The sequence below is a fragment of the Streptomyces sp. A5-4 genome (genome assembly GCF_051131715.1).
In the GTDB taxonomy this organism is placed as follows: Bacteria; Actinomycetota; Actinomycetes; order Streptomycetales; family Streptomycetaceae; genus Streptomyces.
In genome coordinates this window covers 6,941,585-6,954,370 of record NZ_CP178591.1, presented here as the reverse complement: position 1 = coordinate 6,954,370, position 12,786 = coordinate 6,941,585, and the positions used below count along the sequence as shown (strand labels likewise).

Annotated in this window: 10 protein-coding genes; 2 read left to right on the top strand and 8 right to left on the bottom strand. The window is 72.4% G+C overall.

Features of this window, described 5'->3' with window-relative positions; all coding sequences use genetic code 11:
* Positions 1–101: 101 nt before the first annotated feature.
* Both ACLLJJ_RS32520 and ACLLJJ_RS32515 read left to right on the top strand, forming a co-directional pair.
* On the top strand, positions 102–1,214 hold the full coding sequence (locus ACLLJJ_RS32520) for an AfsA-related hotdog domain-containing protein (RefSeq protein WP_434597785.1): 1,113 nt from the start codon (positions 102–104) through the stop codon (positions 1,212–1,214).
* Positions 1,215–1,293: 79 nt separating this feature from the next.
* A complete protein-coding gene (locus tag ACLLJJ_RS32515) occupies positions 1,294–3,999 on the top strand; it encodes a BTAD domain-containing putative transcriptional regulator (protein ID WP_434597783.1) in 2,706 nt (901 codons plus the stop codon).
* Between the two features lie 404 nt (positions 4,000–4,403).
* On the opposite strand, the gene ACLLJJ_RS32510 is transcribed toward ACLLJJ_RS32515, so the two are convergent.
* From ACLLJJ_RS32510 to ACLLJJ_RS32475, 8 genes are all read right to left on the bottom strand, one after another.
* A complete protein-coding gene (locus ACLLJJ_RS32510) occupies positions 4,404–5,396 on the bottom strand; it encodes an alpha/beta fold hydrolase (protein WP_434597781.1) in 993 nt (330 codons plus the stop codon).
* Positions 5,393–5,575: a hypothetical protein gene (locus tag ACLLJJ_RS32505; protein ID WP_434597778.1), complete on the bottom strand. Its 183-nt coding sequence runs from the start codon at positions 5,573–5,575 to the stop codon at positions 5,393–5,395. Before ACLLJJ_RS32505 ends, ACLLJJ_RS32510 begins: the two co-directional genes overlap by 4 nt.
* Before the next feature lie 65 nt (positions 5,576–5,640).
* Entirely contained in the window at positions 5,641–6,678 is a 1,038-nt protein-coding gene (locus ACLLJJ_RS32500; RefSeq protein ID WP_434597776.1) for an alpha/beta hydrolase, read from the bottom strand.
* A 68-nt stretch (positions 6,679–6,746) separates the two neighbouring features.
* Positions 6,747–7,571, bottom strand: a complete 825-nt coding sequence (locus ACLLJJ_RS32495; RefSeq protein WP_434597774.1) for a 4'-phosphopantetheinyl transferase family protein — start codon at positions 7,569–7,571, stop codon at positions 6,747–6,749.
* A complete protein-coding gene (locus tag ACLLJJ_RS32490) occupies positions 7,531–8,412 on the bottom strand; it encodes a 2-oxo acid dehydrogenase subunit E2 (protein ID WP_434597772.1) in 882 nt (293 codons plus the stop codon). The genes ACLLJJ_RS32495 and ACLLJJ_RS32490 overlap by 41 nt, the downstream gene beginning before the upstream one ends.
* Positions 8,409–8,657 carry a phosphopantetheine-binding protein gene (locus tag ACLLJJ_RS32485; protein ID WP_434597769.1) on the bottom strand — a complete coding sequence of 83 codons (249 nt, stop codon included), beginning with the start codon at positions 8,655–8,657 and terminating at the stop codon, positions 8,409–8,411. The genes ACLLJJ_RS32490 and ACLLJJ_RS32485 overlap by 4 nt, the downstream gene beginning before the upstream one ends.
* Positions 8,654–9,697 (bottom strand): 3-oxoacyl-ACP synthase III family protein, encoded by a 1,044-nt coding sequence (locus ACLLJJ_RS32480; RefSeq protein ID WP_434597767.1) that lies wholly within the window; start codon positions 9,695–9,697, stop codon positions 8,654–8,656. Before ACLLJJ_RS32480 ends, ACLLJJ_RS32485 begins: the two co-directional genes overlap by 4 nt.
* Positions 9,694–12,786: a type I polyketide synthase gene (locus ACLLJJ_RS32475; RefSeq protein ID WP_434597764.1), complete on the bottom strand. Its 3,093-nt coding sequence runs from the start codon at positions 12,784–12,786 to the stop codon at positions 9,694–9,696. Before ACLLJJ_RS32475 ends, ACLLJJ_RS32480 begins: the two co-directional genes overlap by 4 nt.

Sequence of the window (12,786 nt, the reverse complement as noted above, 5' to 3'; positions counted from 1 at the left end):
GCGGGCCGTCGCCGGGCGGGCTCCAGTGCTTCTTCCCTGGTTCTTCAGCGGCCTGGGCCACTGTGGTCGACACCACACACCGCCTGCCACTGAGGATGTCCATGGACATGATGCCCACACCCTCCGTCGGTCCGCGGTCCGCCGCGTTGCGGCAGACCCGTGCCCACCGGGACAGGCCGGTGCTGTCCGCCCCCTCCGTCCTGGCGGCGCACCACTTGGTGCACTGCCCGGACACTCCCGAGGCGTTTCTGCTGGACTCGGCCGCACCGGTTCGGCAGAGCTTCGCCTTCTCCGCCGAACTCCCCGTCGACCACCCGCTGTTCTCCGACACCGTGGGTGCGTACCACGACCTGCTCTTCCCCGTGGAGTCGCTGCGCGAAGCCGCCCTCTTCGCCGCCCAGCGGTACTTCCGGGTCTCCCCGAAGCGACACGTCGTGTTCGTCTCGGGGGCCGCGCGCATCACCGCCATCGCCCCCTGGCGGATCACCACCGGCCGTTCCCAGGTCGGGCTCGGTCTCGACCTGACGCCCACCGACATCATCAACGGGGTTCCCCGCGGGCTGGATTGCCGGGCCACGGTGAGCATCGACGGGCAGCAGTGCGGCACCGCGGAGGCCCGGCTCGCGTTCCTGATGCCCGGTGCCTACCGGAACCATCGCACGATCGGACGGCTGGAGAGCGAGCGCACCGCCGCGCCCTCCCCCGACGCCTACGGCATTCCCGGGGCTCCGGTGCCCGAGCGGATCGGCCGGCGTTCGGCGCGCAATGTCCTGGTCGGACTGCCCGCCGACACCGACACCGACGTCGACACCGGCTTCGACGCGGACATCGGCCTCGGCGTGGACCCGGGCTCGCACTCCGCCGGGCCTGGTCTGACCTTTCCCGTCGACATCCTGGCGGCCCAGGACGTCCTGCCCGGTGAGACCGGCGAGGTACCCGCCGCCCTCATCCTGGAGGCGTCCCGGCAGGCCGCGCTCCTCGCCGCCGCCGAGTTGTACGGGTTCCGGCCCGGTCTCGCCCTGCTCACCCGGTGGAAAGCCGCGTTCTGCGGCTTCGCCGAGCCGGGGATCGCCATGCAGTGCACGGTCACCCCCGCGGCTGCCGAACCCGGCTGCGACCGGGCGGGCCGGGCCGTCGCCGAGCTCCAACTCTCGTTCACCCAGGGCAGCCGCGTCGTAGCGAACGCGTCCGCCTCCGTTCTCCAGGACTGCTAGACCACCACTCTCCGGGACAGCTGGACCACGGCGTCGTCGTGGCATCGCCCAGGAGGGCGCCACTCGAAGGGAATACGACATGCGCTTCCGCATTCTCGGACCAGTCCGCATGCTCCCCCGTACGCCGTCGGCCGCCAAGCCGCGCGCGGTGCTGGCCACACTCCTGGTGCAGTACAACCACGTCGTGTCGACGCACACTCTCATCGACGAGCTCTGGAGCGGCGGGCCGCCCCGCACCGCCGCGACGACGCTCCAGGTGTACGTGTCCCAGCTGCGCAAGGCGCTCCTGGAGGAGGCCGACCCCGGCGCGGAGCAGCCCCTGATCACCCGCCCGCCCGGCTACCTCATCCAGCTGGCGCCCCACGACCTCGACCTGGCGTCCTTCGAGCAGCTGCGCGCGGAGGGCCGGACGGCGTACGAGAACGGCGCGTACGACGAGGCGTCCGTGCTGCTGGGGCGCGGGCTCGACCTCTGGACCGGGTCCGCCCTGTCGGGCATCCCGCAGGGGCCATCGCTGGAGACCAACGCGATACGACTCAACGAGCTCCGCATCGAGGTCCTTGAGCAGCGGATCAGCGCCGACCTGAAGCTCGGCAGGCACCACAAGCTGACCGGTGAACTGATGGCGCTGGCGCACGAGTACCCCATGCGTGAGGCGCTGCACTGCCGGCTGATGGTGGCGCTGTACAGGTCGGGGCGACAGTCGGACGCGTTGCAGGCCTACCATCGGGCCCGGCACGCGCTGATCGAGGAGCTGGGTGTCGAGCCGGGCCCCGCGCTGAGCCGTCTGCTGGAGCGGGTCCTGGCCTCGGACCCGTCGCTCGCCTGGCACAAGGAGCCGGCCGCGGGCGGCGGCCCGCGGCCCCCCGCCGACCATGCCCCCGCGAACGGTCCGGGCCCCGGAGGCGACCTCCCCGTCGTGTCTTCGGGCCCGGCCCTGTGGCTGCCGCCCGCGGTGGCCGACTTCGCCGGGCGGGAGGACGAACTCGCCCTGGGCATGGGGCTCCTGGCGGCCGAATCCCCGGCGCCCGGCAAGATCCTGGCCCTGTCGGGCCGGACCGGCGCCGGGAAGACCGCCCTCGCCGTGCAGCTCGCGCACAGCGCCGCCGCGCACTTCCCCGACGGCCGGATCCTGCTGCCGCTCAGGGACGCCACAGGGCGCCCCGTCGAGCCGGGGGCCGCCCTGGCGACCCTGCTGCGCAGGCTCAGGCCCGGCGTTGATTCCGGGACGCCGACGGACGCCGGGGAACTGTCCGATCTGCTGCACGATGCCACGCGGGGACGCAAGCTGCTGCTCATCATGGACGGGGTGACGACCGAGGCTCAGGTGCGTCCGCTGCTGTCCGCCGTACCGGACAGCACCGTGATCCTCACCAGTACGCGGACGCTGGCCGCGCTGGAGGGGGCGCACCATCTGGTGCTGGGTGTACTGAGCCCGCAGGACGCCGAGTTGATGCTGCTCACGTCCGGCGGTCCCCGGATGGGCGAGGATCTCGGAGCGGTGGCGGAGATCGCCCGGCTGTGCGGGCATCTGCCGCTGGCGCTGCGGGTGGCCGCGGCCGGGCTGGCCGCCCGGCCGCACTGGACGGCCGCGGGTCTTGCCAAGCGGCTGCTCGACGAGCGGACCAGGCTCTCCGCCCTGACGCTCGGCGACCTGGATGTGCGGGCCGGCCTGCTGGCGTCGTACCGGGACCTGGACACCGAACTACGGCGCGCTTTCCGCCTGTTGGCGCTGGCGCCGGTGCCGGACTTCGCCCTGTGGAGCATTGCCGCGCTACTGGCCACGGACCTGCCGATGGCGGAGCGCTACGCGGACGAGCTGGTGCGCAGCCATCTGCTGGAGGTCAGCAGACAGCCCCCGGCGGCCTCCCCCGGGCGCTACGCCCTCCATTCGCTGTTGCGGGCCCTGGTGGTGGAGGTACTGGCGGAGGACGACCCCCGCGCGGTGGGCGCCGCGGCGCAGCGGCTCGGCCGGGCCTTCCTGGACCGGGCGCGGCACGCGGACGCGGTCCTCGCCCCGGGGCGCGACCGGCTCACGGCCCACCCGAAGCCGGTCGCGGGCGCACCGCCGGACCTGTCGGTGGGAGAGACCCCGCTGCAGTGGTTCAGGGAAGAGACCAGTGGTCTGCTGGAGGCCGTGCGGCAGACCCACGCGGCGCAAAACTGGCAGCTCTGCCACGCCCTCGCGTCGGCCTCCGCCGGCTATTTCGAGGCGTGCGCCCGGTGGGACGACTGGCAGTCGAGCCACGACCTCGCGCTGGACGCGGCCCTGCGGGCCCAGGACGTCCACGCCGAGGCCGTCGTACTGCGCTCGCTGGGCGACCTGGCGTGGCAACGCCGGGACACCGTGCGGGCCACGGACCGGTACCGCCGCGCACGGCAGCTCTTCACCCGCTGCGGGGACCGGGCCGGAGCGGCGCGGTGCCTGACGGGCGAGGCCGATGTCCTGCTGGGCCAGGACCTGTTGGCGCGGGCCTGGCAGGGGTACGACTTGGCGCTCACGGTCGCCCGTACGGAAGATGACGCCCGTGGCCGCACGGAGGCGCTGCGCGGACTGGCCCTCGTCGCCCTGCGCAGGGGGCAGCGGGATACGGCGCTGGAGTGGTTGGCCGAGAGCGCGGCCGAGGCCGAGCGGCTCGGTGACCGGCGCCTCAAGGAGCACGCGAACCGCACGGCGGACGCGATCCGCGCCGCGGAGGCGCCGGCCGGGCGGGATCCGGTGGAGGTACGCCCCGGCGTGTGGCTGATCGCGGAGCCGATCCTGTCGGGGGTCGGTGCGGGCTGACGGCTGTGGGGGCCGGCGGCCGGACCGGTTCGGACTGGACCGGTGGTCGGACAGGCGGGCAGGCGGTCGGACCGGTTCAGTGGGGACCGGCGGGTCGATGGCCTGATCGCCGTTGGGCACGGTGGCCGAACCAGCGGGTACCGAGCCCCGGTTGGGCCCACCCTCTACGGAAGCCGCCGAACGCGCGGCGATGCGTACCGGAAGGTGTACCGCGATAGTTAACCGGTGCACAGCCCGCTCGGGCCGACGCCCCGGGCCGGAGGGCCACCCCGTGACGCGGTGCGCGATGTCCGCCACTCACGTCCGCCGACCGCTGCCCGGCCTCACGCGCCGCGGGCCCTGCGCGCCGCGGACCCGCACGTCACGGGTTCCACGCGGCACGGCACCTGCCCCCGGCACGGCCGCTACGCGGGCCGGAGCCTGGCGATGTCCACGGGGACGGCGACCTCGTCGGAGCCCGGACGGCGGGTGCGCAGCATGCGGCGCCACTGTTCGGCGCTGTAGTGGGCGGGCTCCGTCGTGGCGATGAAGTCGCGCAGCACCGAGAGGAACCGGCGCGGGTCGGAGCGGAACGGGAAGTGCCCCGCGTCCTCGAACAGCTCAAGGCGGCTGCCCGGCATCGAGACGTGCCCCAGGCCGCCGTGGATCGGCGGCACCACCTGATCGCGACCGCCCCACACCAGCATGGTGGGCATGCCCTGGGCGAGGTAGCAGCGGTCGAGCATGGTGCCGACCTGACCCCGCCAGTCCACCACCGCGCGCAGGGTACGGATGAAGGCGCTGCGGGAGGTCGCGTCGGGCAGTGCCTCCAGGACCCTGAGCAGGTCGGTGGCGTCCACGCCGAGTCCGGTGTCCAGCTTCTTCAGAATGTGCACGGCCGCGCTGAACTGCCATTTGACGGGCGGCAGTCGGAGGGCCTGGATGAGCAGCGAGGCGCCGGGCAGCGAGGCCGCGCGGAGCATCGGGGTGACCTGGCGGCCGATGCCGCCGGTGCCGACCAGGACGAGCCGTTCGCAGCGCTCGGGGAACTGGTAGGCGAACTGCATCGCCACCGCCCCGCCGAGCGAATGCCCGACGAGCGTGGCCCGTTCGACGCCCAGGACGCTGAGCAGGTCGCGCATGCCGTTCGCGTACGCGGGCAGCGAGTAGTCGGCACGCGGCTTGTCGGATCCGCCGTGGCCGAGCAGGTCGGGGGCGATCACCCGGTAGTTCCTCGCCAGGTCCGGCATGACGTCGCGCCAGGTCTCCGAGGAGTCCCCGATGCCGTGGATCAGCAGGACGGTGTCGCCCTTGCCCGCCATCCGGAAGGCGCGGCGGTAGCCGTGCACGGTGCGGTGCCTGAGCCGGATTCCGGCGGGCTGCTCGGGCTTTCCCTGGTGCGCCGGCACGGTACTCACGCCTCCCTGGGGGCGGTGCGGGACCGGTCGGCGGACGTGCTGTGCCGGTCCGCCGACGGCCGGACCCCGTGACGGGTCGGCGTGAGGTCGCTCTCCAGCAATCCGAGCGAGGCGAGGCTGTGCCAGGGCCGCACGGTGGCCAGCGCGGCACGGGAACGTTGGTTGGGCATATCAGTCATGACTGCCTCTCGCGTGGACGGGATCTCTCGCGTGGAAGGGAGTGGGGAAGGGAGATACGGGGTGCTCAGCGCGGGCCGGTGAAGCGCAGCCGCAGCAGCGAGGAGAACAACCAGCGCCGCATGGCCCCCAGATGGGCGGGCGAGCCGTGCACATCGTCGAAGGTCTTGAAGCGGACGTCGCCTGCCGAGCGGCGCAACAGCGCCTGCTCGCCCGGCGGGATGATCTCGTCGCGGCTGCTGGCGACGTACCGGACCGGGATCCGCAGGGCCCCGAGCTGTTCGGCCGTGAGCGCGAAGTCGGGTAGCAGGGCCCGCAGTTCGGTGCGGTCGGCCGCGCCGCTGAGGCGGCACAAGGTGTCCGCGGTGATGCCCGGCACCCGGGGCCACCACTGCTCGTCGGTGAAGAACTCCCCGACGGGCGCGCCCACGGTGAGGACCCGTCGGATGCGCGGGTCCTCCACGGCGGCGCGCAGGGCGAGGTGGCCGCTGAAACTGAGCGCCAGCATGGAGGTGTTGGTGACCCGGGCACGGTCCGCGACCTGGTCCAGGAGGAAGGGCAACAGACGCCAGGAGTCGGGCCGGTAGCGGAAGGTGTTCTCGCCGACGCCGGGCAGTTCGGCGACGATGGTCGCGAAGCCCAGCTTGCGCAGTTTCGGCAGCAGCGGCGCCCACTGTTCCTTGACGCTGACGATGCCGCCCATGACGACGAGCAACGGCAGGGGCTTTCGGGCGTCGAGCCCCGAGGTCCAGCAGGCGACGCTGCCGTCGGGGTGCTTCAGTTCGAGGCGTTCGATGCCGCCCTGGCGCAGGCGCCAGGTGTCGAAGGTCTCGACGCAGAGGCGCTGTGCGCGCTGCCGGTCCTCGTCACCGTGGTACGGGAAGCGGGCGAGCGCGTAGTGGCTGCAGGCCTCCAGGAGCTTGCCCCTGGAGGCGGCGGCCTTCCCTTCGGTGGTCCACACGGCGGCCCAGGAACTCGGGTCGCCGGGTGTGTCGTTGGTGATCCGGCGCAGCACCTGATCGGCCTGGTCGGCCGGCATGCCCTGACCTCGGGCGTGCAGTCGGGCGAATTCCTTGAGCTCGTCCAGATGGTCCATGCGTGCCATGTCTCACCGTCCCGGTCCGTGTGGCTCCCAGTGTCCCGGGAGCCCCTTTAGGGCCGGTTGCACGTCCGTCACCACCATTCGTCGTCGTCCGCCGGCCCTGCCTCCTCGTCGCCGAGCGCCTCGGTGAGCGCGTCGACGATGCCGGCGTCGAGCATGGTGTTCGCCCGGGTGTCGTCGGTGACGCCGAAACCGGCGTCACCGACGGCGACGCTGACGGTGAACGGGCCCTCCAGGTAGTAGGTCCTGAAGCTCCACTCACTGCCGGTGCCGGGGGTGCCGTCGGGGTGGCGTACGCCGGTGAGTGTGTCGTCCGTGTCGAAGCCGAAGCCCGTGAAGCGGAACTGCATGCCGAGGCCGATCGCCTTGCTGTACGCCTCCTTCAGCGTCCACAGCCGCACCAGCGCGGGGTCCCGTTCGGCGACCGGCAGGGCCTCCAGGAGTTCGACCTCGCGCGGGGTGCACAGGTACCGGCCGAGTCCGGGCCCGTAGAGGGCGCGGTCGCTGCGTTCGGCGTCCACTCCGATGGTGGCGCCGGTGGCGAGGCCGACCAGCAGCAGGTCCTCGGTGTGGCTGAGGCTGATCTGGACTCCGTCGTAGCCGAGGAGATAGGGGCGTCCCGTCGGTGTGTAGCCGAGCTCGACGACCTGTGGCCGCACCCGCAGGGCGGCGGCGGCGGCGAATTTGAGCAGCACGCGGGACGCCGCGAACCTGGCCCGCACCTCGTGGTGGGTCAGGTCCAGGAAACGGTTCCAGTCCCGGCCCAGCAGGGCGCGCAGCCGTGGGCCGCCCACCGCTTCCGGGAGCCAGTCGTCGAGCCGGGCGTAGATCAGGGCGGTGGCGTGCTGCGCCAGATCAGCTCTGACTCTGTTCCAGTCCCCTTTGGGGCCGGACATCACGATCGGCTCCCCGAAGGTCCGGCTCGGGGACAGGTTCCCTGGAGCCGTCATCAAAGTCCTCCATGCTGTATCGGAGATCGCTGAGGACGTCGGCCGCAACCGCGCCGTCGATCACCCGGTGGTCGAAAGTGAGCCCGAGCCGCATCATGGGCGCCGGTACGACGCGGCCGTCGCGGACCACGGCCCGGTCGGTGACACGGCCGGCGCACAGGGTCACGGCGGTGCCGCCCGAGGAGTGGAATCCGTCCACCGAACGGTGGCCGAGCGAGCTGACCGACACGGTCCCGAAGATGCCGGGGCGTTTGCGCGGATCGCGCAGGGCGGCGGCGAAGGCGGCGCGGCCGAGGAGGACGGGGAGCTTCCCCAGCATCCTTACGCCCTTGAACTCCGGCAGCTCCGCCGCCTGTTCGCCGCGGTAGCGGTCGATGTGCTGCTGGATCTCGCGCAGGCTCGCGGTCTGCACCTCCGGCACGAGGGCGGAGAGCACGGTGCGCTCGCCCTCGACCGGCCGGTCGAGGGCGAGCTTGGCGGTGACGCCGTCGAACCGCACCGTGCGCGGGGGGCGCAGCAGTCCGGGCCAGCCGGGGGCCATGACGGCGTTGGCCTCCGGGTACCGGGCCAGGGTGCGTCCCGCGCTGTGCAGCAGATAGCCGACCACCGAGTAGTGGACGCCTTGTGCGCGGGCCGCGGCCCGGTGCGCCTGGATACGGGTCATGTCGATGTCCGTGTCCAGGTGCACCGGGCGCTGGTTGGCCGACCACTCCAGGAAGTAGAGGGTGTGCCGGCGACGGCGTTCCGTGCGGGTCGTCGCCGCCGGCGGGCCCGGGGCCGGACTCATGCGGCGACCGCCAGGTCGTAGATCTCCTTGAGGCTTCGTGTCTCGAAGACCTTGCCGACCGGGACGGGGCTGCCGATGGCCCGCTCCAGGGCGGTGACCAGTTTGAGGAGGTGCAGGGAGTCCCAGTCGGGGAGCTCGTCGAAGTCGGCGGTGACCTGTCCGGGAGCGAGCTCCAGGTCCAGGTCGTCGGCGAGGAGACGGGTGAAGTCGTCGAGGGTGAAGGTGTTCAGGCCGCTGATGCTCATATCTTCTCCAGGGCGAAACCGGCTTTGATCCATTTGCTGGACTCGATGGCGACGGCCAGTGCCTTCTCCCCGCCGGACATCTGGCCCAGCAGCTTCTCGATCTGCAGGAAGGGCAGGGCGTTTCCGTTGTTCCCGGTGTCCGCGACGCAGGAGACCTCCTGGGCCGTCGGTACGTCGAGCTGTTCGGTGATGCGCCTGGTCATGCGGCCGGAGAGCTGGGGCGGCAGCAGGTAGTCCAGGTCCTCGGGGGTCCAGTCGAGTTCGCCGAGGAGCTCCCAGAGGATCTCCACCGCCATCACCGGCACGGACTCCTCGATGGCCTTGTAGTCCTCGGTGAGCGCCTGCCGGTCGTCGTAGCGGTCCGCGAGCCCGAACCACTCGATGACCTGGCCGGGGTCCCGGCCCAGGCCGGTGAAGCGGTTGAGGACGGTACGTATCGCGACGCGTTGGCCGACCGGCTCGTCGGTGATGACCGCCGCGCCCGCGCCGTCCCCGAAGAGCACGAAGTTGACCAGGTCGCCGGGGGCGGCGCCGGACAGGTCGCGCTGGAGGTCCAGGTGCTTGGTGCAGACGTCACCGCCGATGACCAGGCCGGTGCGGTACTGATCGGAGGCGATCATGGTGCGGGCCAGGCTCAGCGCCTGGACCGCGCCCGCGCAGCCGGACTGCAGCTGGAACGTGGGGACCTGGTCCAGTCCCAGCTGGTCGGCCACATGGTTGACGGTGGCGGGCATCAGGGTGTCGGGGGTGGCGGTGCCGAGGATGATGAAGTCGATGGCGGACGGGTCGACGCCGGGGGCGGCGAGCGCCCGCTCGGCCGCCTGTGCGCAGAGGTCCGCCAGCGACCAGCGGACCGTGCCGGTGCCCAGGTCGCGGGCGAAGTGCCGGGTCTTGGTCCCGATGAACACCTCGACCCACTCCTCGTTGATGCCCAGCACCTTCGCCAGGGTGGCGTTGTCGACGGGTTCGCCGGGCAGGGCGGTGCCGACGGAGGCGAGGTAGGCCTGCCGGTCCTCGGGATCCTTGGTGTGCTGGGTCATGCGGTCCTCTCCTCACTGCTGAGACTGCTGACGGCGGTGCTGCTGCTGACGCGTTCGCCGAGGAAGGTGGCGAGATCGCCGATCGAGGAGAGCCGGGGCAGCAGTTCCTGCACGGTGAGCGCCCCGACCTCGGGCAGCCGGTCCTCGATGCGGTTCTTCAACTCCATGATCATTACGGAGTCGAAGCCGAGGTCCTCGTAGAGCCGCAGGTGCGGGAAGATCTCGTCGGGTGCGTAGCCGCCGACCTGGCCCACGGCTTCGAACAGGATCTGCGACACCGGGTCGGGCGCGCCGGTCCTGCGCAGCGCCAACACCCCGGTGGGCGAAGGTGTTTCGGCGGGCCGGGACGCCGTCCCGGTCACCACGGGCAGCGGCCTTGGCGCGGCCGGCCCCGCGGCGGCCGTGACGGGTGTCCGTGTCCAGTAGCGGTGCTCGGAGGAGAAGACGTACGGGGCCAGTCGCAGCACCGTACGGTCCTCGGGTGCGTAGAGCGCGTCCCAGTCCGGGTTGAGCCCGCCGCGATACAGACCGGCGAGCGCGTCGGCGAGATCCCGGCCGCCCGAATCGGGGCCGCGGACCGGCAGGACGAAGGCGGGCCTGGTGCCGCCGGACGGGGGGCCCAGCTTGCGGCTCATCGCGGAGAGCACCGGCTGCGGGCCGACCTCCACCACCTGGGTGGGGCCGTCATCGAGCAGTCGGCTCGCGGCGTCGCCGAAGAGCACCGGGTTCCTGACGTGCGCCACCCAGTAGTCCGCGTCCATCGGCTCGTCGTTCTCCAGCAGCCGGCCACGCACCGTGGAGTACAGGGGCAGCCGCGGTACGCCGCCGCCCACCTCCCGCGCCACCTCGGCGAATTGCTCCAGCATCGGTTCCATGAGCGGCGAGTGGAAGGCGTGCGAGACCGTCAGCCATTTGGTGCGCAGCCGGTCGCCGCCCAGTTCCTTCTCGATGCGGGTGAGCGCGTCGATGTCGCCGGAGAGGACCGAGGCTCGTGGGCCGTTGGCCACGGCGATGCTCACGAGGGGCTCGTCGGCCACGTAGGAGGCGAGCTGCTCGTGCCCGGCCAGCACGGCCAGCATGCCGCCTCCGGACGGGAGTTGCTGCATCAGCGCGCCGCGCGCCGTGATGAGCCGGGCCGCGGCCTCCAGGGGGAGGACGTCGGCGAGGCAGGCGGCGGCGTACTCGCCGAGGCTGTGTCCGAGCACCGCGTCGGGGCGGACGCCGAGCTCGCCGAGGGTCCGGCCGAGTGCGTAGCCGACGGCGAAGAGCGCGGGCTGCGTCCAGGCCGTACGGTGCACGGCCTCGTCCGCGGTGAGGATCAGGTCGCGTACGGACTCCCCGGTGTGCGGGAGCAGCGCGCCGTCGGCCTCGTCGAGGAAATGGCGGTAGAGCGGGGAGTCGCGGTAGAGGCCGGCGGTCATGCCGGCGTACTGCGAGCCCTGCCCGGTGAAGAGGAACGCGGTGCGGGGCCGGCCGGCGGGGGCGCCGGTGAGTCCGGCGAGCTGGTCCTCGTCCGTGGCGGCGCCGCGGAGGCGGCCGACGAGCTCCGCGGTGTCGGACGCGGTGACCGCGAAGCGGTACCGGTGCCCGGACTTGACCCGGCTGCCGCTCCAGCTCAGGGCGGCGAGCGGCACCCGGCGCGCCGCCACCGCGTCGGCCTGGGCCAGCAGGTTGCGGCGCAGGGCGTCCGGGCTGGGTGCGGTGAGGGTGAAGACGGCGGCGCCGATGCCGGTGGTGGGGCGCGGGGACGTTCCGGCGTCGGCCGATGTGCCGGTGCCGGTCGACGGGGCCGCGCCCGGGGTGTCCGCGCGGCGGGCGGCGTGCGGCGGCGCGGACTCCAGCACGGCGTGCGCGTTCGTGCCGCCCATGCCGAAACTGCTCAGCCCGGCGACCGTGGTGCCGCCGGGGAGCCGGAGCGGGGCCTTGAGGAGGCGCAGCCCGTGCTTCTTCAGCTTGAGCTGCTGGTTCTCCTTGGCCGCGAACCGGCTGGCGGGGACGGTCCTGTGGTGCAGGGAGAGCGCCACCTTGATGAGTCCCGCGATGCCGGCGGCGCCCTCGGTGTGGCCGAGGTTTCCCTTGACCGAACCGAGCGCCATGGGGGTGGCGCGGCCGTTGTGGTGGTGGCCCAGGGCCTTGACCTCCATCATGTCGCCGAGTTGGGTGCCCGTGCCGTGCCCCTCGGTGAAGGTGACGTCGGCGGGGTCCACCCCGGCCCTGCGGTAGGCGGCGGCCAGTACGTCCTGCTGGGACCAGCGGTTGGGCGCGGTGATGCCGTTGCTGCGGCCGTCCTGGTTGACGGCGGTGCCGCGGATGACGGCGTACACCTGCTGGCCGTCGGCGACGGCGTCCTCCAGCCTGCGGAGCACCACTGTGCCGACGCCCTCGCCGCGTCCGATGCCGTTGGCCTCGGAGCTGAACGGCTTGCACCGGCCGTCGGGCGCCGACAGGCCCGCCTGGGTGTAGAAGATCGCCAGGGCGGGCGTGAGGGCGATGTTCACACCGCCCGCGATCGCGTAGTCGCACTCCCCCGCGAGCAGGGCGTTGGCCGCCAGGTGGACGGCGACCAGTGAGGAGGAGCAGGCGGTGTCGACCGCGAGGCTGGGGCCCTTGAGGTCGAGGTGGTACGAGATCCGGTTGGCGGCCATGCAGTAGCCGTTGCCGGATCCCGTCTGGGCGGTGACCCGCGCGTAGTCGGTGAGGTGCAGCTGGGCCCACTCGTTGCCCATGATGCCGACGAACACGCCGGTGCTGGAGCCGGCCAGTTCACGCGGCGCCAGGCCGGCGTCCTCCACGGCGCGCCAGGCGCACTGCAGGAGGATCCGTTGCTGCGGGTCCATGGCCGCGGCCTCCCGGGGGGAGACCGTGAAGAATTCGTTGTCGAAGGCGTCCGGGTCGGTGATGAAGCCGCCCTCGGTCGTGTTGGAGTGTCCCTCGGAGCCGTCGGGCGAGTGGAACTCGGCCGCGTCCCAGCGCTGTTCGGGGACCTGCCCGACTCCGTCCTTGGAGCGCATCAGCAGATCCCAGTAGGCGCCCGTGTCGGGCGCCCCCGGGAAGCGGCAGTCGATGCCGACAATGGCTATCTGTCCCAT